Here is a 20,635-nt window from a genome sequence, read left to right as displayed (position 1 = left end):
CCGAAGTCGGTCTACTTCGGGGGCGTGGCGGCGGGCATCTGGTGGCAGGGCTGCGACGGCGGCGCCGCGCGCGGGGGCCGGTGCACCAGCACGAGGGCCAGCACCGCCCCGACCAGCAGCAGCCCCGCACACCAGGCCAGCGCTCCCCGGAACGCGTCGGTCAGCTCGGCCTTCTGCTCGTAGCCCCCGCCGGAGAGGCCGACCAGCAGCGGCAGCGCGGCCACCGCGAGCAGACCGCCCGCGCGGGACGCGGCGTTGTTGAAGCCGCTGGCCACCCCGGAGAAACGGTCCTGCACCGCCGCGAGCACCGACGCGGTCAGCGGCGCCACCACCAGGGTCAGCCCGAGACCGAAGAGCAGCACCCCGGGCAGCACGTCGGTCCAGTACGACGCGCCGGGGCTGACGCCGCGCAGCAGCAGCAGACCGATGGCGGCGATCACCGGCCCGACGGCAAGCGGCAGCCGGGGGCCGATCCGCGCCGACAGCGCGCCCGCCCGGGCCGACCCGATGAGCAGCAGCACCGTCATCGGCAGCAGCGCGATCCCGGTGCGAAAGGCCGACCACTCGACGACGTTCTGCAGGTAGACCGCGAAGAAGAAGGTGAACCCGCCGAGCGCCGCGTAGACCACCACGGTGAAGATGTTCAGGACGGAGAAGAGTCGGCTGCTGAACAGCCCGGTGGGCAGCATCGCCGTGTCGCCGCGCCGCCGTTCCAGCAGCACGAAGGTCACCGCGGCCACCACCCCGACCAGCGCGGCGATCAGCACCGACGCCGAGGTGAAGCCCCGGGAGGGCGCGTCGATCAATGCGTACGTGACGCCGGCGAGCGCGAGTGCGCCGAGCAGCGCCCCGGCCACATCGAACCGGCGTCGCGTCCGGTCCGGCCCCTGCGTCCGGGAGGCGTTCTCGTCCCGGCTCTCCGGCACCCAGCGGACGGTGGCCAACACCACCAGCACCGCGAGCGGCAGGTTCAGGAAGAAGATCCACCGCCACGACAGCGCGTCGATCAGCCAGCCACCGAGGAACGGGCCCAGCGCGGTGGACACACCGGACAGCCCGGCCCAGGCGCCGATCGCCTTGCCCCGGTCGTCCGGGTGGAAGCTGGCCTGGAGCACCGACAGGGAGCCGGGGGTGAGCAGCGCCCCGCCGGCGCCCTGGAGGAACCGGGCGGCGATCAGGGTGCCGGTGCCCTGGGACAGCCCGCACAGCACCGAGGCCACGGTGAACCACACCACCCCGATCAGGAAGACCCGTCGCCGACCGAAGCGGTCCCCGAGAGCCCCACCGAGCAGCACGAACGCCGCCAGCATCAGCAGGTAGCCGTTCACGGTCCACTGGAGATCGGCCACGTTGGCCCCGAGATCCTGACCGAGTTTCGGCAGCGCGACGTTGACGACGGTGCTGTCGAGGAAGACCATGCCGGAGGCGAGCACCGCGGCGAGCAGCGTCCCCCGGCCGGCGGCGGTGCCCATCCGCAGAGCGGGCGATGGTACGGCAGTGGTCATCTCACCAATCTGCCTTGCAGGATGTGGGAGACGCCACGAAACGCCGAAACCATGCCCGGGTACTGTGCGCAATCGCCGGGAGCCCGCAAGCTGGAGAGGTGTCGTCTGTGCGTACCAGATCAGGACAGCGCGCGGCGGTGACCGCGCTCGTCGCGGCGCTGGCGCTCGGCGTAGCCGGTTGCGTCCCGCCCGAGGAGCCGGAGGGAACGCCGGCACCGGGTGGCGGCGGCAACGCCGTCGAGCAGTTGGGCCAGCTGACCGTCGCCACCGCCGGCTCGATGAAGGGTTACAGCCGGGAGCGCTTCCCGCACTGGCGGGACACCGGCAAGAACTGCGACGTGCGGGACAGCATCCTGCAACGCGACGGCAAGGACGTGAAGCTGTCCGGCTGCAACGTCGTCGGCGGCCGCTGGGAGAGCGTGTACGACGGCCGCAGCGCGACCGATCCCTCCGACGTGGACATCGACCACACGGTGCCGTTGGCCAACGCGTGGCGCTCGGGCGCCGACGAGTGGGACAACGCCAAGCGGGGTGACTTCGCCAACGACACGACACGTCCGCAGCTCATCGCGGTTTCCGCGTCCTCCAATCGGGCAAAGGGTGACCAGGATCCGTCCCAGTGGAAGCCGGCAAACCGGTCGTACTGGTGTCAGTACGCCAAGGACTGGGTGACGGTGAAGCACTACTGGAAGCTGACGGTGACGAGCGCCGAGAAGAGCGCCCTGACCGACATGCTGGAGGGCTGTTGATGAGCGAGGAACCGGCGACAGACGCCAAGACGGCGGCGGACACGGCCCCGTCCGCCGCCGGGATGACCGCCGACGGCACCGGCGACACGCCGGCCGCGGTGCCGGGCGCCGGCATGGTCGCGGACTCGACCGGCGCGAGCGCGCCGCAGAGCCGGACCGCCGACATCGTGCCCGGACCGGGCGGGGTGATGACCGACGAGGTCGGCGTCGTCACCGGTGAGCTGACCCTGCGCACCGAGTACGCGGACGGCAAGGTCACGCTGCGGGTGCAGTACAAGGACGCGGACGAGTGGTACGCGGTGACCGGCGGATCGGTCGCGCTGGCCGATCCGGCGGGGCTGGACGCCGTGCACGCCGTCGCGGTGGCGCTGCTGAACCGTCCCGAGGGCTGAGGCCCCGTACGCAGATCCGGGGCCGTCCGTCGCGGACGGCCCCGGACCGCGTCACGGGGTGGGGATCAGTTCGCCCGGCGGGTCGACGGGACCGGTGCCATCGGTCGGGCGCACCAGCTCCACCTCGACCTCGTGCGGCCGGATCCGACCGGCGGCGATGTCCTCGGCGAAGTGGCAGGCCACCCGGTGCCCACCGACGACGTCCCGCAACTCCGGTCGCTCGCTCGCGCAGCGGGTCGGCTGCGCCCACGGGCACCGGGTGTGGAACCGGCAGCCCGACGGCGGGTTGCTGGGCGACGGCAGGTCGCCGGCGAGCAGGATGCGCTCGCGGCGGTCCTCGACGACCGGGTCGGGCACCGGCACGGCGGACATCAGCGCCCGGGTGTACGGGTGCATCGGCTCGCGGTACAGGTCGTCGCTGGACGCCTCCTCGACGAGACCACCGAGGTACATGACGCCCACCGTGTCGGCGATGTGCCGGACCACAGCCAGGTCGTGCGCGATGATCAGGTACGTCAGACCGCGCTCGTTCTGCAGGTCCTCGAGCAGGTTGAGCACCTGCGCCTGGATCGACACGTCGAGCGCGGAGACCGGCTCGTCGGCGACGATCAGGTCCGGGTTGAGCACCAGGGCCCGGGCGATGCCGATGCGCTGGCGCTGACCGCCGGAGAACTCGTGCGGGTACTTGCTGAGGGCGGACGCGGGCAGGCCCACCGCCTCCAGCGTCTCGCGCAACCGCCGGTTGGTCTCGGCCTTGTCGCCGGCCAGCCCGTGCGCCTTCAGGCCCTCCACCAGCAGCGACTCCACCGACTGTCGAGGGTCGAGACTGGACAGCGGATCCTGGAAGATCATCTGCATGCGGCGGCGGGCGTGCCGCATCGCCTCGCCCTTGAGGGCCCGGACGTCGGTGCCGTCGAAGACGATCTCGCCGTCGGTGGGCTCGACGAGCCGCAGCAGGCCACGACCCAGCGTCGACTTGCCGCAGCCCGACTCGCCGACCAGGCCGTACGTCTCGCCCTTGCGGATGCTCAGTGACACGCCGTCGACGGCGTAGACGTAGCCGACGGTCCGGTCGAAGAGCAGGCCGCTCTTGATCGGAAAGTGGACCTTGACGTCGCGCAGCTCGATCAGCGGGGTGGTCTCTTCGGTCATCGGGCCGCCACCTCCTCGGAGACGGGGTTGTTGCAGCGCAGGTCGCCGCCGGTGGCGGTGGGTTCGAGCGGCGGAGGCCCCTCCAGGCAGGCGTCCACGACGTTGTCGCAGCGCGGGGCGAAAGCGCACCCCTCGGTCCACGGGATGTTGTCGGAGACCGACCCGCGGATGGCGTGCAGCCGCTCACCGCGCGGGGAGTCCAGCCGCGGCACCGAGTTGAGCAGCCCGTGGGTGTACGGGTGCCGGGCGTGCGCGAACAGCTCGTGCCGGCGGGCCCGCTCCACGACCTTGCCGCCGTAGAGCACGTTGACGGTGTCGCAGAGCCCGGCCACCACGCCGAGGTCGTGCGTGATCATCACGAGCGCGGTGCCGGTCTCGTCGACCAACTGCTTGAGCAGGGTGAGGATCTGCGCCTGGATTGTCACGTCGAGCGCGGTGGTCGGCTCGTCGGCGATCAGCAGCCGCGGCTTGCAGGCCAGGGCGATGGCGATGAGCGCGCGCTGGCGCATCCCGCCGGAGATCTGGTGCGGGTACTCGCTGAGTCGCCGTTGCGGGTCGGGAATCCCGACGGCGTCGAGCAGGTCCCGTGCCTCCCGCAGCGCCTGCTTGCGGTCCCGGCCCTGGTGGCGTTCGAGCACCTCGGCCACCTGGATGCCGATCGGGATGACCGGGTTCAACGACGACAGCGGGTCCTGGAAGATCATGCTGATCTCCCGGCCGCGCCGGTCGCGCATGTCGTCGGGACGCAGCTTCAGCAGGTCGGTGCCGTCGAAGTGCACCTCGCCGCTCACCTTGTTGCCCCGCTTGGGCAGCAGGCCCATGATGGCCAGGCTGGTCACGCTCTTGCCGCAGCCGGATTCGCCGACCAGGCCGACGGTCTGCCCCGGCTCCACGGTGAAGCTGACCTTGTCGACAGCGGTGAAGGGCCGCTCGCCCCGCCGCTGGAACACGACGCTCAGGTCACGGACGTCGAGCAGGCTCATCGGGTCACTTCCTCACTGCTGTGGTCCTTCACTCGCGACTGCGGGGCTCGCAAGCTCACTCCTCGCGCTCGCCCGAGGCACGGGCCGGCCGTGCTGATTGCGCGCACCGCGGTCACCGCCGGTTCTTCGGGTCGATCGCCTCGCGCATCGCCTCACCCAGCAGGGTGAAGCCGAGCGCGACCACGATGATCGCGAGCGCCGGGTAGTACGCCAGCTCCGGACGGACCTCGAAGTAGCGCTGACCGTCCACGCCGAGCATCAGGCCCCACTCGGCCCGGTTGATGTCCGGGTCACCGAGGCCCAGGAACGAGAGCGCCGCGGCGTCCAGGATGGCCACCGCGAAGGTCAGGGTGGCCTGCACGATCACGGCGGTCAGCGAGTTGGGCAGCATGTGCCGCAGCACGATGTTGCGCTGCTTGACGCCGAGCGCGCGGGCGGCGAGCACGTGGTCGCTCTCCCGCTGGGCCAGCATCGAGCCGCGCAGCAGCCGGGCGAAGATCGGCACGTTGACGATGGCCACCGCGAAGATGACAGTCCACTGGCTCGACCGGCTGGCCATCGCGACCAGGGTGATCGCGAGCAGCAGGCTCGGCAGGGCCAGCATCACGTCGGTGAGTCGCATCAGGACGACGTCGACCCAGCCGCCGAAGGCGCCGGCGATCGCGCCGATCAGCACGCCGAGCGCCAGACCGATGAGGGTGGCGAGCACACCCACGAACAGCGTCTGCCGGGCACCGTAGATCATCCGGGACAGGAAGTCCCGGCCGAGCGGGTCGGAGCCGAACGGGAAGTCACCGCTGGCGCCCGGGATGCTGTCCACCGTGAGGTTCTTCGTCAGCTCCTCAAAGCGCTGCACCGGGTCGTGCGGCGCGATGAGCGGGGCGAAGATCGCCACCAGGACGAACAGGCCGACGATGCTGGCGCCGACGATGGCGACGGGGTTGCGTCGCAGCCGGCGTACGGCGTCGCGGACGAGGCTGATGCCGCCCCGGTCGGACGCGCTGGCCCGGGCCAACTCGTCCAGTCGTGCCTTCTTGCGGTCGCCGAGCACGCCGATGCTGCGCTCGCTCATGCCGGGGCGGGGCTTGTCGTCCCCGCTGCGGGGCGTCGGCGCTCCGGCCTGGGTGATGGGGTCACTCATCGCACACGCACCCTGGGGTCGATGAAGGCGTAGGAGAGGTCGACCAGCAGGTTGACCACCACGAAGACCAGCGCCGCGAGCAGGATGATCGCCTGGAGCACCGGGTAGTCCCGGCCGCCGCTGATCGAGTCGGTGATCAGCGTGCCGATGCCGCCCCAGTTGTAGACCTTCTCGGTGAGCACCGCGCCGGAGAGGAGCGCGCCGGTCTGCAGGCCGATGGTGGTGACCACCGGGAGCAGCGCGTTGCGCAGGATGTGCCGGCCGCGGATGGTGCGGTGCCGCAGGCCCTTGGCCTCGGCGGTCCGCACGTAGTCCTCGTTGAGGACGTCGAGCACGCTGGCCCGGGTGATCCGCACGATCACCGCCAGCGGGATGGTGGCGAGCGTGATCGCCGGCAGGATCAGGTGCCACAGCGCGTCCGCGCTGGCGTCGAACTCCCGGGTCAACAGGCCGTCGAGCACGAAGAAGCCGGTGACGTGGGTGTTGTCCAGACCCGTGGTGAGCCGTCCGGACGGCGGGAACCAGTGGATGTTCTGGGTGAAGACGTCCTTGAGCAGGTAGCCCAGGAAGAAGATCGGGATCGAGATGCCGAGCAGGGTGCCGGCGATGGTGAGGTTGTCCAGCGATCGTCCGCGCCAGCGAGCGGCGAGGTAGCCGAGCGGCACGCCGAGTCCGACCGCGATGATCATCGCGGCGAGGGCCAGTTCGACGGTGGCCGGGAAGGCGCGGCTGATGACCTCGGTGACCGGGTCACCGGTCCGGATCGAGTTGCCGAAGTCGCCGGTGACGACTCGCTGCATGAACTTGCCGTACTGCACCAGGATCGGCTGGTCGTAGCCGAGCGCCTTGGTCAGCAGCACGCGGCGCTCGGGTGTGGCCCGCTCGCCGAGCAGCGCCTCGACCGGGCCACCGGGCAGGTTCCGCAGCCAGATGAAGATCAGCGCCGACAGCGCTATGAGGGTCACCACCAGCTGCAACAGGCGGCGGACTATGACTCGCAACATCTCTCACACACCAGACTCTCGATGAATCGCGGATCGGCCCGGGCCGGGAGGAACCCCGGACCCGGGCCGATCACGCCTACGGCCTCAGCCGAGGGACGTCACTTGCTGACGCTGACCGTGTTGAATCGCTCGTCGGTCAACGGGCTGGCCACCATGCCCTTGACGTCCTTGGTGACGACGATGGCCGGCGGGGCGTGCCAGAGCGGCACGGCCGGCAGCCACTTGGTGGCGATGTCCCGGTTGACCTGCTCCCAGGCCGCCTTCTTGCCGGCCTCGTCGACGGTGCCGTCGGCCTTGGCGATCGCGTCGAACATCTCGGTCATCGACTGGTCGCCGAACTCGACCTTGGCCCGTCCGAAGAACGTGCCGACGAAGTTGCCCGGGTCGTTGTAGTCACCGGTCCAGCCGAGGATGTGCAGGTCCTGCTTACCGAACTGCTGCACGTCGTCCTTGAAGCCACCGTTCCACGGGCGAGGCACACCGTTGACCTTGATGCCCACGGCCTGGAGGTCGTTGGCGAGGACGGTGAAGATCTCCTGCGGGTTCGGCATGTACGGCCGGGAGACGTCCGGCGGGTAGTAGAAGTTCAGCGTCAGACCCTCGGCGCCGGCCTCCTTGAGCAGCTGCTTGGCCTTGTCCGGGTTGTACTCGTACTTCTGCACGTCCGGGGCGTAGCCGAGCACGGTGTCCGGCATGAACTCGTCGGCGACCTTGGCGCCACCCGGGCCCTTGGTCTGCACCAGCTGCTGGCGGTTGAGGGCGTAGGCGATCGCCTGGCGCACCCGCAGGTCCTTGAGCTTCGGGTTCTTCTGGTTGAGGCCCAGGTAGAGGACGTTGAACGCCGGACGGTTGATGACCTGGAAGCCCTCACCCTCCAGCGCCTTACGGTCGGCCGGGGCCGGGAAGTCGATGCCCTGGACGGTGCCGGCGCGGAGCTCCTGCTTGCGGGTGCTCTCGTCCTTGATGACCTTGATGATCACCTTGTCGACCTTGGCCTTGTCACCCCAGTAGTCCGCGTTGCGGTTCAGGGTGATCTCGTTCTTGGCCTTGTCCCAGCCACCGAAGGTGAACGGACCGGTGCCGACGGGGTTGGTGGTGGCGAACGCGCTGTACTCGAACGAGTCGCCGTTCTGCTTCACCGTATTGGCGTCGTACTTCTTCAGCGCCTCGGGGCTGGCGATCGAGAGCGAGGTCAGCGCGAACGCGCCGGGGAACGCACCCTTGTACTGGTTGAGGGTGACGACGGCGGTGCCGCCGTCCTTCGCCTCGCACTTGTTGTAGATCGGCTTGCCGGCGTCCGGGCTCTCGTTGTTGGCGAAGCCCCCGAAGACGTCCATGTAGTAGATCATCTGGGACTGGGCGGCAGCGCCCTTCATGTTGTACCAGCGGTCGAAGTTGAAGCAGACCGCCGCGGCGTCGAACGGGGTGCCGTCGTGGAACTTCACACCCTGGCGGAGCTTGAACGTCCAGACCTTGCCGTCGGGGTCGTGCTCCCAGCTCTCGGCCAGGCCGCCCTGCAGCTCCGCGGTGCCCGGCTTGTGGCTCACCAGGGTGTCGAACATCTGCCGGACCGGCCGGAACGACTCACCGTCATCGTTGAAGATCGGATCGAAGTTCTTCGGGTCACCGGCACCCGCGAAGATGAAGGTGCCGCCAGTCTTGGCCTCGCCACTGTCGCCGTCGCGATCGCTCTTCGCGCAGCCGGCCGCGCCGACCGCCAGAGCGGCAACGGCCGCGATGGCCATGGCCGATTTAAGCCTTCTCGCCTGCATCTCTCACCTCTGTCATGCGCATGACCACGCCGAGCTGTGGCTCGGTCCGTGTGCGGGAGGCTATGACATGTAACACCGGAAGCGGAACGGCCGTCAGGCAATCGCTACCAAGCCGACACCTTGCGCGGACGTCTGACAGTCGACGGCACGGGGAATACATCGAGCGACACATGAATCCGACGCCACGACGCCAGCCGCCGACGCCTGTCGTCGACGACCCCGGGGTGCGTCAGGAGGGCGACGGCCAGGCCACCGGCGGTGGGCAGTCGGCCAACCGCTCGACGGCCGAACCCGCCGTGGCCGTGCCCAGGTCGTGGAAGGTCACGCGGTGGCAGGCGTTCACGTGACTCACTCCGAACACCACGCCGAAAGGGGCGGAACCGTACACGGTCACCACCAGGTCAGGCGCCCGGCGGACCTCCTGCACCTCGACCTGGGTGCCCTCCGCGACCGCCGCCAACCGTTCGTCGGTCGGCGCCGGATCACCGGTGGCGACCACCGCCGCGCCGTACGCCTGGGCGTTCCGGGTCACCGCGGCTTCGGCCTCGGCTTCCCCGGCACGGGTGTCCGCGGCGGTTCGCCGGCTCCCCACCTCGATCGCCACGAGGACGCCGGCGAAGGCCAGCGCCAGCACGGCCACCAGCACCGCCGGGGTCCAGGACCGCCGGGCCGGCCGCTGCCTCGCCACTCGCCACCTCCCTGAGGTACGCCGGTGGGCCCGCGCTCGTCGCACGGACCCACCGGAGTCACCTCAGTTGTACCGGCCGCCGACAACCCCGACGGCGTACGGCGTCAGACGGCTCGGCGCCCCTCGAAGGCCCGGCCCAGGGTGATCTCGTCGGCGTACTCCAGATCGCCGCCGACGGGCAGCCCGCTGGCCAGCCGGGTCACCGCGATCCCCATCGGCTTCACCATCAGCGCCAGATAGGTGGCGGTCGCCTCGCCCTCCGTGTTCGGGTCGGTGGCCAGGATCAACTCCCGGACCGCCCCGCCGCTCAGCCGGGTCATCAGCTCCCGGATGCGCAGATTGTCCGGGCCGATCCCCTCCAGCGGATTGATCGCGCCGCCGAGCACGTGGTAGCGACCGCGGAACTCACCGGTCCGCTCGATGGCCACCACGTCCTTGGGCTCCTCCACCACGCACAGCACCTCGTCGGTGCGGCGCTGATCGCGGCAGATCCGGCACTGCTCGGACTCGGCCACGTTGTAACAGGTCGTGCAGAAGCGCACCAGCTCCTTGACCTTGCGCAGCGCGCCGGCCAGCCGGTTGACGTCGGCCGGGTCGGCCGACAGGACGTGGAACGCGATCCGCTGGGCGCTCTTCGGGCCCACGCCCGGCAGTCGTCCCAGTTCGTCGATCAGATCCTGGATGGCGCCTTCGTACATCTGCCGGCTCAGAAACCGGGCAGGCCGAGGCCGCCCATGCCGCCGGCGACCGGACCCATCTTGCGCTCGGTCAACTCGCGCGCGGCCTCGGCGGCGTTGTGCACGGCCGCGACCACCAGGTCCTCAAGCGTCTCCACGTCGTCCGGGTCGACGGCCTTCGGGTCGATCTTGATGGACTTCAGATCACCGGAGCCGGAGACGGTAGCGGTGACCAGCCCTCCGCCGGCGGTGCCGGTCAGCTCGGCCTCGGCCAGCTCGGCCTGGGCGGCGGCGATCTGCTGCTGCATCTTCTGCGCCTGCTTCAGCATCTGCTGCATGTTCGGCTGTCCACCTGGGCGCACGGATGGCTCCTTCTCGCACTCGTCTGCTCGGCCGCCGACCAGCCTAACCGCTGGGACCGACCCCGCCCCGCCCGGTGCGTCCGCCCACGCCGGGCCGTGCCGGGGCTTTATCGCCGCCCGCTCGGACGACCTGCGAGGTATGGCTGGCACCACCGGGAACCGGCCATCTGCGGGTAGTGCGTCGGCACCCCCCGCGCTGGTCTGCTCGACAGCATGAACCTCAACCCCACGGGCCGGGTCGGCGCGCTGTGCTGGGTGATCGCCGCACCTGTCTTCCTCGTCGCCAGCCTGGTCACCGGCCTGCGCTGGCGCGAGCCGGCCTACAGCTGGGCCAGCCACAACATCAGCGACCTCGGCAACGTCCACTGCGGCAGCTGGGACACCACCCGGCCCCGGTACGTCTGCTCCCCCTGGCACCCGTTGATGAACGCCGCGATCCTGGCCACCGCCGTGCTGCTCGCCGCCGGGCTCCTGCTGACCTGGCGGTTACTCGGTCGCGGCGCGGTGGTGCGCTCGGCGCAGACGCTGCTGCTGCTGTCTGCCGGTGGGTACGCCCTGGTGGCCCTCTATCCGGCGGACGTCGACGAGAACCGGCACGTCCTCGGCGCGTTCCTGATCATGGGCCTGGGCAACATCGGGCTGCTCCTCGCCGGCTTCGCCCCGCACACCACGATGCTCGGCCGGTGGCGAGCGCTCACCCTTGCCGCCGGGCTGACCGCGCTGGCGGGGACCGTGCTGTTCTTCGCCCAGCAGGGCCTCGGGATCGGCGTGGGCGGCATGGAACGCGTGGCGGTGCTGCCCTTTCCCGTGTGGGCCTGCTGCCTGGGTGCCCTGCTCGCGGAAACCCCGCCCGTCAACGTCGCCCAGGAACCCGCGAGCCACATCGCTTCATGATCGGCGGGCCGGGTGTCAGCGGGCGTCCACCTCGTCGATCTTCTCGGCGCCGAAGGTCTCCCGGAGCAGCCGTACCGCCTGTTCCTCGCTGGACTCCCGGGCCGTCTTCTCGTCGATGACCTCGTCCAACGGTTCGTCGCCCGGGTCGAACCCCTCATAGGTCGGTACCGCCGCCGGCGCCCCGCCGCCACCCGGGCGCCTACCGCGCTGCGGGCCGTCGAAGTCCGGGTCGTAAGGCGGTTCGCCGGCCCATTCGGCGTCCGCGACGGGCCGGGCCGCCGATGCGGTACGCGTACCGCGCCCCGCCGCCGCCGCTCGTGCGGCGGCGATGGCGCTGCTCACCGGTGCGCCACCGGCTGACGCCGGCTGCCGGGCCCCCGGCGTCGGGTTGCCCGCCCGCGCGTCCGGCTTGCCGGTCACCGCGCCGGAGCCGCCGGGGCCGCCACCGTTCGCCCCCGGGCCGGAACCGTTCGCGGCGCCGTTCGATCGGGTGTGGGCCGCGTCGGCACCGTTCACGCTTGTCGACACGGGTGCGGATGCGCCGCCCGAGGCGGAGTCGCGGTTGTCCACGGCGGTGCCGCCCGGTCGGGCGGCCTCCGGCCAGTCGTCGTCATCGGTCGCCGGGGCGGCAGGAGCACTGCCACCGGGGCGCGCAGCCTCCGGCCAGTCGTCCTCGTCGTCACCAGCCGGGGCGTTCGTCGAGCCAGCCGGGGCGGCCGTGTTCGCCGAGGCCGGAGACGTGTTCGTGGGGGCAGATCGGACATCCGCCGGAGCAGTCGGCGCGGCGGCAGTCGGCGCGGCCGGGGTCTGGGTCGGCGTGCCCGGGGTCGGCATGGACGGCTGCGCGGCAGCGGTCGGCACGGTCGAGGTCGGCGCAGTCGGCTGCGGGGCAGCCATCGGCGCGTTCGAGGTCGGCGCGTTCGGCTGCGGGGCAGCCATCGGCGCGGTTGGCTGCGCGGCAGCGGTCGGCGCGGTTGGCTGCGTGGTAGCGGTCGGGCGGGGTGGCGCGGCCGGCTGGGAGCGCGGCGGGCCGGACAGCGACACGCCACCCCGCTCGCCGGCCACCTCGCAGCGGATCTGCCAGCGTCCGCCCAGCTCCTCGTAGAGCGCGTCGGTGAGCACCGCCGCGTGGTCGGCCATCATCTTGGCCAGCACTGTGGACTTCACCGTCAGCACCAGCATGTCGCCGTCGAGTTCCCGTACCACCGCGTCGCGCATGAGGGCGGCGATCCGCTTGTTGGTCCGGTTGACCTTGCCGACCACGTCGGGCCAGACCCGGCGGACGGCAACGGCGTCCAGTGCGGCGGCCGGCGCACCGGGGCGAGGCGGCACGGGTGTCGCCGGGTCGGGCAGCACGGCCGACGGCGGCACCACACGACGCGGGGCGGTGCCCGGTCCGGCGGGCGAGACGGGTGCGGTGGCCGGGTCAGCGGAGGTCGATGCGGCGACGGCCGACGCACCGGGTGAGGCCGGAATCGGTGAGTCGGCGCCCGAGGGCGTGTACGAGGCCGGTGCGCCGGAAACGCGAGCGCCCGAGGCGGCGGTACCCGAACCCACCACGCCCGAGCCGGCGACGTCGGCAGCCCGAGCGCCAGGGGTCGGGGACGCGGTCGGGTCGACGTCCCACGGCGGTGCGGAGGTCGGGGCGTTCACTGGCGCCGGGGTGGCGGCAGCCGGGACCGGAGGGGCGTGCTGTGGGCGTACTCCTTGGGGGGCTGCTGACGCGGAGCCGGCGGTGGCCGATGGCGCGTCGGTGCCGCCCAGGGTGAGCCGGCGTTCCATCCGCTCGAGGCGCTGGAGGAGGCCGCCTGCGGAGTCGTCCACGCCGGGCAGCAGCATCCGGGCGCAGATCAGCTCCAGCAGCAGGCGGGGCGCGGTGGTGCCGCGCATCTCCACCAGGCCGTCGTGCACGATGTCGGCGCAGCGGGAGAGCGTGGCCGGGCCGAGCTGGGACGCCTGGGCGGCCATCCGCTCGATCTGGTCGGCGGGGCCGTCGATGAGGCCCTTCGCGGCGGCGTCCGGCACCTGCTGGAGCACGATGAGGTCGCGCAGCCGTTCCAGCAGGTCGGAGGCGAACCGGCGCGGGTCGTGGCCGGCCTCGGCGACCCGGTCGACGGTGGCGTACGCGGCGGCGCCGTCACCGGCGGCCAGCGCGTCGCACATCTCGTCGATCAGCGCGGCGTCGGTGACCCCGAGCAGCGCGGCGGCGCGGGCGTAGCTGACGCCCTCGGGACCGGCGCCGGCGATGAGCTGGTCGAGCACGGAGAGGCTGTCCCGGGCGCTGCCCCCACCGGCGCGAACCACAAGCGGGAAGACCGCCGGTTCGACGGCGACGCCCTCGGCCTGGGTGAGCTGCTCCAGGTACGGGCGGAGGATCTTCGGCGGGATCAGCCGGAACGGGTAGTGGTGGGTCCGCGACCGGATCGTGCCGAGGACCTTCTCCGGCTCGGTGGTGGCGAAGATGAACTTGACGTACTCCGGGGGCTCCTCGACGAGCTTGAGCAGGGCGTTGAAGCCCTGGGTCGAGACCATGTGCGCCTCGTCGATCACGTAGATCTTGAAGCGGCTGCTGGCTGGCGCGAAGAACGCACGCTCGCGCAGCTCACGGGCGTCGTCGACACCACCGTGGCTGGCCGCGTCGATCTCGATCACGTCGATGGAGCCGGCACCGTCGATGGCCAGCGAGCGGCACGACTCACACTTGCCGCACGGCTCGGGGGTGGGGCCCTGCTCACAGTTGAGCGAGCGCGCCAGAATCCGGGCGCTGGAGGTCTTGCCGCAGCCACGGGGGCCGGAGAAGAGGTAGGCGTGGTTGAGCCGGCCGCTGCGCAGCGCCTGCGACAACGGTTCGGTGACGTGTTCCTGCCCGATAACCTCGGCGAAGGTACGTGGCCGGTACTTGCGGTAGAGCGCCAGCGTCACTCGTCCCGCCTCCTCTCGACCGAGCCATTCTGCGCCGGTCGGGCGCGGGTGACCACCCACCCCGCCGGGCAGCTTGGGTTACCCCGGGTTGCCGCGCTTGATCGACTCCATCTCGGCGACGTGGCGGTATCCACGGCCCAGAACAGCCCCACATCGGCGACCTGGAGTGGATCAAGGCCCCGGAAACAAAAAGGCCTCCCGTGCACCCGGCAGAGCTCGCTTATCCTTGCTGCCTTCCGGCCCTGGGGAGGTTCACGAGATACCGCCGCACGGGAGGTGACGCCAACCCTACCCGACGGCCCGTCGATCTTCAGGGGGTGGTGGGGTGGCCCGACCGACGGGGGCCTGTATCCTGGCTCGCGGAGGATTCGCCTAGAGGCCTAGGGCGCACGCTTGGAAAGCGTGTTGGGTTTACACCCTCACGAGTTCGAATCTCGTATCCTCCGCTCGCCTGAGCAGCAGCAACGCCCAGCAGACCGATAACCGGTCGGCTGGGCGTTTTTGTTGTGGTGTCATCGACGCCATGGCGGAGACCGCGTGGGAGTGGGACGAGACGTTGTACGCGGGCAGCGCCCGCCACTACAGCGTGGGCCGGTGGCCGTACCCGCCGGAACTCGCCGAGACCATCGGCAGCGCGCTCGACCTGGACTGCACCGGCCGCCTCCTGGACGTCGGTTGCGGCCCGGGGTCGTTGACGTTGCTGCTGGCGCCCCTGTTCGAGGCGGCGGTCGGGGTGGACGCCGACCGGGACATGCTCACCGAGGCGCAGCGGCGGGCCGGCGAGGCCGGGGTCACCACCGTCGAGTGGCGGCACCTGCGCGCCGAGGACCTGCCGGCCGACCTGGGTACGTTCCGGGTGGCCACGTTCGCCCAGTCGTACCACTGGATGGACCGGCCGTTGGTGGCCCGGCGGGTCCGCGACATGCTCGCGCCCGACGGGGCCTGGGTCCATGTCAGCGCCAACACCCACCAGGGCGTGAACGGCGACGACGGGTTGCCCTACCCGCGACCGCCCTGGCCGCAGATCACCGAGCTGGTCGCGCGTTACCTGGGGCCGATCCGCCGGGCCGGTCAGGGAGCACTGCCCGCCGGCACCCCCGGGGGCGAAGCGGAGATCATGCTGGCGGCGGGCTTCGCCGGCCCCACCCGACTGACCATCGAGCAGGGGATGGTCGTGGAACGGTCGGTGGCCGAGGTGGCCTCGGCGGTGTTCTCGCTGTCCAGTTCGGCGCCGCACCTGTTCGGCGACCGGCTCCCCACCTTCGAGGCCGATCTGCGCGACCTTCTGACGACGACGGCGCGAGATGGCCTCTTCGCCGAGCGCCGCCAGGACGTGGGCATTGCCATCTGGCGACCCTGAGGCCAGGTGAAGGCCGTCGGTCACCCGCGGGCGCGGGCCCAGGAGAGGAAGCGTTCGGTGAGCCGGGCCGGTTCCACGTCCCGGAGTTGTTCACCGGCCTCGGCCTGGAGCGTCGCGAGGTAGACGGCCAGCGCCAACCGGTCGTTGCGGTACTCGCCGAGCAGCCGCAGCTTCGCCGCCGAGCAGGGCCAGGCGATGCCGCACGCCGCGCAGCGCCAGGTGGGTCGGGTCGGTAGGTGGTCCCGGCGGCGGGGCATGGTCGAGCCTCCTTGGCGGTGGAAGGGAGTCGCCCCGCCCTCCCCGCCGGGGCGACCCCCTGACTGACGCAGGCCGCCGGGCTCTCACACCTCCACCGGCCACGCCGTCTTCTGTGGACCACCCTCGGCCGCGTAATCGGACAAGTACACCGCGTAGCGATATGGTTTCCAGATATTCGAGACATCCGATGGAGGGGCCGTGAACGACGCGCTGCGGGTGGCACTGAACGACACCGGGCACACCACCGAATCCCTCGCCGAGACCGTCGGCGTCGACCCGAAGACCGTGGCGCGTTGGCTGACCGAGGGCCGCATCCCGCATCCTCGGCATCGGTTCGCGGCAGCGGAAGCCCTCCACAAGGACGTGTCGGACATCTGGCCGGACACTTCAAGACGTCGTGACCCCATCTGGTTTCGTCCGTGGCAGGAAATCGAGCGTGAGGCGGTGTCGCTGCGGTCATACGAGTCGACAGTCCTGCCGGGCCTGCTCCAGACCGAGGCGTACGCCCGCGCGGTTCTCGGCGGCGCGGGCCTGATCCCGCGCGGCGAGATCGAGCGGCACCTCACCGTGCGGTTGAACCGGCAGGGCGTGCTGAAGCGGGACGACCCGCCGCAGTTCACGGCCGTCATCGACGAGGCGATCCTCCGCCGGCCGGTGGGCGGCCGGGCGACAATGCGCGAGCAACTGCTGGCCGTGGTCGCCGCCTGCACGGAGCCGCACATCCGGGTGCACGTGGTGCCCAGCGCGGTCGGCGCGTACGCCGGCCTCAACGGGCCGTTCGTGATCGCGCACAGCCACGACCACCGGGTCGCCGGCTACCTGGACAACCAACTCCAGGGACAAGTGGCTAGCGACCCCGACGACATCGCGGCCATGATGGCGGCATGGGAGAACGTGCGCGGCGAGGCGCTGTCGCACTGGCAGTCGGTCGATCTGATGACGGAAGTGGCGGAGACATGGAGCTGAACGGCGCCCGGTGGCGCAAGAGCAGTCGCAGCAGCGGCAACGGCGGCAACTGTGTCGAGGTCGCCGACAACCTGCCCGGCGTGATCGGCGTACGGGATTCCAAGGACCCGAGCGGTCCGGCGCTCACCTTCGCGCCGACGGCCTGGCGGGCGTTCGTCACCCAGCTCGCCCGGGAGGCGTGAAGGCGTCAGGAACCGTCGCGGAGATCGGCGAGACGTTCGGGCCGGAACTGGATCTCGTCGAAGGTCACGCTGCACCCCTCGCCGGTCGGTGACTGGCCCGCGAACCCGATCCGGTCGCGGGACGTGTCTCCGTCGAAACCGAACACGCGGATCAACTGCCAGGTCCGGCCGTCGAGTGCGGCGTGGTACGCGTAGACCCGGCCGATCCGGGAGACCCGCAGCCACACCGACCGGTCGGGAACGACGAAGGCGTTCGCGTCGTCGGCAACGCCCCGACAGATGACCGACACGATCATGGGCTCAGCCTCGGGTGAGAACTCGAAGCACAACTTTCCCCAGCACCGTTCGTCGCGCCAGAGCAGGAGCACCCCGGCGTCGAAGGTCGCTCCGAAGGCCACGCTGACCCGGGCGCTGAACTGGAAGTCGCCCTCCGGCGGCAGGTCGCCGAGCAGCGTTGCCGCGTTGAGCACGGGTGCCGGGCTCGGCGCGGTACTGTCGCCCGCACCGCCGCCGCTCGGGTCGATGAAGAGGTCCGTGCGTGGCTGCGCCGACACCGTGACCGCACCGGTCGCCTCATCGACCCGCCACAGCGCTGCGGACGAGGGCACGAGTGGCGTCGGCATACCCGGCACGGTCAGTTGATCAGCCATGCCATAGGAAGCTACACCGGTACCGTTCCACAGACCGGCGGCACCCGGAGCCCGTCGTACACATGTTCTATCCACAGGCTGTGGACGGCGGAGGGTTCGATGGGTTACCAGCTCAGCGCGGTGGTCGCGGACGCGGACCTGCTCCGCGAGCACACCGCCGAGCTGGATCACGCGGTCCTCGGCGAGCTGCGGCAGGATTTCGCGCTGCTGCCGATCACGCCGCAGTTGGTGGTGGAGCTGACCGGTTCGCTGCCGGATTACGCGACCGAGGACCGCAGCGCCGCGCACCCGTTCGAGCTGGTGCTGTCGCCGGCACTGGCCGACCTGGTGGCCCGCTGGTCGCGGTCGGGGCCGGTGGCGTACGTGGAGGCCGAGTTCGGCGGTGGCGTCGGCCACCAGTCGGCCGCGGTGTGGCTGGGCGGCGCGCTGTCCTGGGGACCGCGCTTCGACGACGTCCTCGACGCGCCGCGCGAAGAGTGGCCGATCAACGCGGCGTTGGTCCAGCTCGGCGTCGAGCGGGGAGCGTGGATCGACCCGTTCGCCGAGGTGGGGTTGCACCTGGAGCGCAACACCGACGGCTGGCTGGCGCACGGACGGCGGCGACTCAGCGCCGACTACTGGGACGAGCTTGTCGAGCAGTGGGAAAACCAGTAATCCGGCGACGGGCAGCAACCTGAGCGGCCCCGTCCCGTTGGGGGACTGGGGGATTCCATGAAATTGCGACAATTCGTGTTTATTGCCATGCTGCTGACGGCTGCCTCGATCGCGGGCAGCGGCCCGCCACCGCCCGGCCCGATGCCACCGAACCGACCCGCCGGCAACGTCGAGGTCATTGACCTGAACGGCCTGCGCAACATCGAGTTCGGCGACACCGAGGCAGAGCTGACCCGCCGGGGCGTCCTGCGTACCGTCCAGGACGCCTGTGGGCCGGTGCTCACCGGCCACGACACGGTCAGCCCGGTCTTCATCGAGGACAGGCTGGTGCTGCTGTGGGTCGGTGACCCGATGCGCACACCGGAGGGCATCACCGCCGGCTCGCCGATCGACGAGGTCTGGGCCCGCTACCCGTCCGTCACGCGACTGCCCGCTCCACAGGGGACGCACCGCCTCGACGGGCTGCTCGCCCGCAGCGGCGACCGCGCGTACCTGTTCCTGCACGACGGGCGCACGGTCCGAAAGACCATCGCCGGGTACGCCGACTGGGCCCGCCGCCTCTTCGACGAGGGCGCGGCTCCCTGCTGACCCGTCCGTCGTGCCGGGCGGCTGGTCCACGTTGGACCTGCCGCCCGGCACGATGTCAGCCGCGCAGCGACCGCCAGAAGTCGTACGAGTGGCCAGCCGCGAAGTCCGTCGTGCCCGACCCGCCGTCACCGGCCAGGACCCGCACGTACCCGGCGCGGTCGCGCAGCCGGGGCCACCCGGGCCGACCCGTCCGGGCGAAGTCGCTCCAGGCGCGGACCATCTCGCCGGAGAGCCGCCGCTGGGTGGGCGTGAGCGCCTCGGCGTAGTCGACGTCGAACAGGTACGGCAGTTCGGCGCAGTGGTACGCGCCGGTCGGGAAGGTCGGCTCCGGTCCCTCGGCGAAGAACGGCGCATCCTCGTCGGCGAACTCGTACACGTACGTCGGCACCGTCCGAGTGAACGCCAGCGCGGCCGTGAAGATCGGCTCCGCGTACGCCTGATCGGTCCACACGGCCCCCAACGCCTCGCTGGCGGAGCGTGTGTCGTCGCTCGGATAGCGGGCCAGCACCTCCTGGGCCCGCTCGCCGAACATCGCGCGTACCTGCTCGCGGTACCTGTCGTCGGTGAGCGGGCACGACTCGGGCTCCTGCCCGGGCGCGGGCGGCCGGGGGCAGTTCATCCCGCTGCGTTCCATCCCCCACACCTGGAGCGTGGACTCGTCGCGGTTCGTACCGATCAACACCGGCACCGGATGCATCCGGCCGCTGACCAGCGCGTCCGCCGGATCCACCGGCAGGGTACGACCGTCGACCACCGGGCCCAGGTCGACACCCGCGCCCGGGTAGCCGACCGCGTCGACAAGCGTGGCGGTGTCCCGCCCCCGGAGGCAGGCGGCGAGCACACCGGGATCGGTGCAACCCACCCGCCGGGCGAACTCCCGCGCCGCCTCGACCGCCTCCGCCCGGGTCTGAACGGGGTTGGCGCACGAGTTGCTCTGCATGATCGCGCGGTGGAACAGGCCGGCGGAGCCGGGCGCGGCGAGGTGGGCGCAGACACTTGTCGCGCCGGCCGACTGGCCGGCGAGGGTGACGCTGCCCGGGTCCCCGCCGAAGGCCGCCGCGTTGCGCCGCACCCAGCGCAGCGCCGCCTGCTGGTCCTGCAACCCGTAGTTGCCGGTGGACCCGTCCGGGCCGGCCAGCGCCGGATGCGCCAGAAAGCCGAGCGCACCGAGCCGGTAGTTCACCGTGACGACGATGAGATCCCCATCGGCGGCCAGTCGTGCGCCGCCGTAGGCGTCACCCTGGCCGAACCGGAAGTCACCGCCGTGCAGCCACACCAGCACCGGTCGCGGCGTTCGAGCGGAGGTGCGGGGCGTGGTGACGTTGAGGTAGAGGCAGTCCTCGGACGCCGACGCGTCGTCCATCGGCAGTCCCTCCAGTTGCGCGCAGGCGGGGCCGGGCCGGGTCGCGTCGCGTACGCCTGTCCACTGTGGGCCGGGTCGCGGCGGGGCCCAGCGCAGCGCGCCCAGCGGCGGACGCGCGTACGGGATGCCCTCGAACGTCAGGTGGTCCGCCGCGACGGTCCCCCGGAGGGCCCCCTGGTCGGTCCGCACCACGGCCGCGCCCTGTCGGTTGGCGGCCCCGGCGGCCGGACCGGCCGCCGTCCCCACCGTCGCCGCCGCGAAGAGCGCGGTCGCGACGACCCACCGGCGGTACGGGATGCTGGTCATGACAGTCCCCCATCATCGAATGCTGTACGGCGTACGCGTCGAGCATCGCGACTCGGTGACGGGTCGA

21 protein-coding genes, 1 tRNA gene and 1 other RNA gene are annotated in these 20,635 nt (G+C 71.3%); 9 read left to right on the top strand and 14 right to left on the bottom strand.

Annotated features, from left to right (window positions below; genetic code table 11):
- Positions 1–11 precede the first annotated feature (11 nt).
- The gene (locus tag AB0B97_RS31100) at positions 12–1,505 is read right to left on the bottom strand and encodes an MFS transporter (RefSeq protein WP_357498723.1); all 1,494 of its coding nucleotides are present in this window, start codon (positions 1,503–1,505) and stop codon (positions 12–14) included.
- 107 nt (positions 1,506–1,612) lie between these two features.
- On the opposite strand from AB0B97_RS31100, the gene AB0B97_RS31095 reads away from it, so the two are divergent.
- Both AB0B97_RS31095 and AB0B97_RS31090 read left to right on the top strand, forming a co-directional pair.
- A complete protein-coding gene (locus tag AB0B97_RS31095) occupies positions 1,613–2,254 on the top strand; it encodes an HNH endonuclease family protein (protein WP_234583253.1) in 642 nt (213 codons plus the stop codon).
- Positions 2,254–2,646 (top strand): hypothetical protein, encoded by a 393-nt coding sequence (locus tag AB0B97_RS31090; RefSeq protein WP_234583252.1) that lies wholly within the window; start codon positions 2,254–2,256, stop codon positions 2,644–2,646. Before AB0B97_RS31095 ends, AB0B97_RS31090 begins: the two co-directional genes overlap by 1 nt.
- Positions 2,647–2,697: 51 nt before the next feature.
- Here the strand turns inward: AB0B97_RS31090 and AB0B97_RS31085 are convergent, their stop codons facing one another.
- The 8 genes from AB0B97_RS31085 to AB0B97_RS31050 form a co-directional block, all read right to left on the bottom strand.
- The gene (locus AB0B97_RS31085; protein WP_234583251.1) at positions 2,698–3,798 is read right to left on the bottom strand and encodes an oligopeptide/dipeptide ABC transporter ATP-binding protein; all 1,101 of its coding nucleotides are present in this window, start codon (positions 3,796–3,798) and stop codon (positions 2,698–2,700) included.
- Positions 3,795–4,781 (bottom strand): ABC transporter ATP-binding protein, encoded by a 987-nt coding sequence (locus AB0B97_RS31080; protein WP_357498720.1) that lies wholly within the window; start codon positions 4,779–4,781, stop codon positions 3,795–3,797. The genes AB0B97_RS31085 and AB0B97_RS31080 overlap by 4 nt, the downstream gene beginning before the upstream one ends.
- A gap of 112 nt (positions 4,782–4,893) precedes the next feature.
- Entirely contained in the window at positions 4,894–5,853 is a 960-nt protein-coding gene (locus AB0B97_RS31075) for an ABC transporter permease (RefSeq protein WP_357498759.1), read from the bottom strand.
- Between the two features lie 65 nt (positions 5,854–5,918).
- Positions 5,919–6,926 (bottom strand): ABC transporter permease, encoded by a 1,008-nt coding sequence (locus AB0B97_RS31070; RefSeq protein WP_357498718.1) that lies wholly within the window; start codon positions 6,924–6,926, stop codon positions 5,919–5,921.
- 98 nt (positions 6,927–7,024) lie between these two features.
- The gene (locus tag AB0B97_RS31065; protein ID WP_357498716.1) at positions 7,025–8,698 is read right to left on the bottom strand and encodes an ABC transporter substrate-binding protein; all 1,674 of its coding nucleotides are present in this window, start codon (positions 8,696–8,698) and stop codon (positions 7,025–7,027) included.
- 229 nt (positions 8,699–8,927) lie between these two features.
- Positions 8,928–9,386 (bottom strand): hypothetical protein, encoded by a 459-nt coding sequence (locus tag AB0B97_RS31060; protein ID WP_357498714.1) that lies wholly within the window; start codon positions 9,384–9,386, stop codon positions 8,928–8,930.
- Positions 9,387–9,490: 104 nt separating this feature from the next.
- Positions 9,491–10,084: a recombination mediator RecR gene (gene recR, locus AB0B97_RS31055; protein WP_234583245.1), complete on the bottom strand. Its 594-nt coding sequence runs from the start codon at positions 10,082–10,084 to the stop codon at positions 9,491–9,493.
- Between the two features lie 8 nt (positions 10,085–10,092).
- Positions 10,093–10,401 (bottom strand): YbaB/EbfC family nucleoid-associated protein, encoded by a 309-nt coding sequence (locus AB0B97_RS31050; RefSeq protein WP_234583305.1) that lies wholly within the window; start codon positions 10,399–10,401, stop codon positions 10,093–10,095.
- A gap of 237 nt (positions 10,402–10,638) precedes the next feature.
- Between AB0B97_RS31050 and AB0B97_RS31045 the strand changes: the two genes are divergently transcribed.
- Positions 10,639–11,319, top strand: a complete 681-nt coding sequence (locus tag AB0B97_RS31045) for a DUF998 domain-containing protein (RefSeq protein ID WP_357498712.1) — start codon at positions 10,639–10,641, stop codon at positions 11,317–11,319.
- Between the two features lie 15 nt (positions 11,320–11,334).
- Here AB0B97_RS31045 and AB0B97_RS31040 read toward each other — a convergent pair whose 3' ends face one another.
- Complete coding sequence (locus tag AB0B97_RS31040) at positions 11,335–14,241, bottom strand: DNA polymerase III subunit gamma and tau (protein ID WP_357498710.1); 2,907 nt, start codon at positions 14,239–14,241, stop codon at positions 11,335–11,337.
- Between the two features lie 189 nt (positions 14,242–14,430).
- Positions 14,431–14,520: signal recognition particle sRNA small type (ffs, locus tag AB0B97_RS31035), an RNA gene on the bottom strand.
- Positions 14,521–14,602: 82 nt separating this feature from the next.
- On the opposite strand from ffs, the gene AB0B97_RS31030 reads away from it, so the two are divergent.
- Together AB0B97_RS31030 and AB0B97_RS31025 are read left to right on the top strand one after the other, a co-directional pair.
- A tRNA-Ser gene (locus tag AB0B97_RS31030) sits at positions 14,603–14,687 on the top strand.
- A 77-nt stretch (positions 14,688–14,764) separates the two neighbouring features.
- Positions 14,765–15,601 (top strand): class I SAM-dependent methyltransferase, encoded by an 837-nt coding sequence (locus tag AB0B97_RS31025; RefSeq protein WP_357498708.1) that lies wholly within the window; start codon positions 14,765–14,767, stop codon positions 15,599–15,601.
- Positions 15,602–15,621: 20 nt separating this feature from the next.
- On the opposite strand, the gene AB0B97_RS31020 is transcribed toward AB0B97_RS31025, so the two are convergent.
- Positions 15,622–15,858: a flavin reductase gene (locus AB0B97_RS31020; RefSeq protein ID WP_357498706.1), complete on the bottom strand. Its 237-nt coding sequence runs from the start codon at positions 15,856–15,858 to the stop codon at positions 15,622–15,624.
- Positions 15,859–16,057: 199 nt separating this feature from the next.
- On the opposite strand from AB0B97_RS31020, the gene AB0B97_RS31015 reads away from it, so the two are divergent.
- Both AB0B97_RS31015 and AB0B97_RS31010 read left to right on the top strand, forming a co-directional pair.
- Positions 16,058–16,825, top strand: coding sequence for a helix-turn-helix transcriptional regulator (locus tag AB0B97_RS31015; RefSeq protein WP_357498704.1), 768 nt, complete (start codon positions 16,058–16,060; stop codon positions 16,823–16,825).
- Entirely contained in the window at positions 16,816–17,007 is a 192-nt protein-coding gene (locus AB0B97_RS31010) for a DUF397 domain-containing protein (protein WP_357498702.1), read from the top strand. Before AB0B97_RS31015 ends, AB0B97_RS31010 begins: the two co-directional genes overlap by 10 nt.
- A 5-nt stretch (positions 17,008–17,012) precedes the next feature.
- Here the strand turns inward: AB0B97_RS31010 and AB0B97_RS31005 are convergent, their stop codons facing one another.
- Complete coding sequence (locus AB0B97_RS31005; RefSeq protein WP_357498700.1) at positions 17,013–17,657, bottom strand: DUF1349 domain-containing protein; 645 nt, start codon at positions 17,655–17,657, stop codon at positions 17,013–17,015.
- Between the two features lie 99 nt (positions 17,658–17,756).
- Here AB0B97_RS31005 and AB0B97_RS31000 point away from each other — a divergent pair, with 99 nt between their 5' ends.
- Both AB0B97_RS31000 and AB0B97_RS30995 read left to right on the top strand, forming a co-directional pair.
- Positions 17,757–18,311: a hypothetical protein gene (locus AB0B97_RS31000; RefSeq protein ID WP_357498698.1), complete on the top strand. Its 555-nt coding sequence runs from the start codon at positions 17,757–17,759 to the stop codon at positions 18,309–18,311.
- A gap of 93 nt (positions 18,312–18,404) precedes the next feature.
- Positions 18,405–18,899: a hypothetical protein gene (locus AB0B97_RS30995; RefSeq protein ID WP_357498757.1), complete on the top strand. Its 495-nt coding sequence runs from the start codon at positions 18,405–18,407 to the stop codon at positions 18,897–18,899.
- 55 nt (positions 18,900–18,954) lie between these two features.
- Here the strand turns inward: AB0B97_RS30995 and AB0B97_RS30990 are convergent, their stop codons facing one another.
- Entirely contained in the window at positions 18,955–20,568 is a 1,614-nt protein-coding gene (locus tag AB0B97_RS30990; RefSeq protein ID WP_357498696.1) for a carboxylesterase/lipase family protein, read from the bottom strand.
- Positions 20,569–20,635 lie beyond the last annotated feature (67 nt).

The organism is Micromonospora sp. NPDC049004 (genome assembly GCF_040649315.1).
Lineage (GTDB): Bacteria > Actinomycetota > Actinomycetes > Mycobacteriales > Micromonosporaceae > Micromonospora.
The sequence above is the reverse complement of the archived record's forward strand: the minus strand, read 5'-3'. Positions and strand labels throughout refer to the sequence as shown.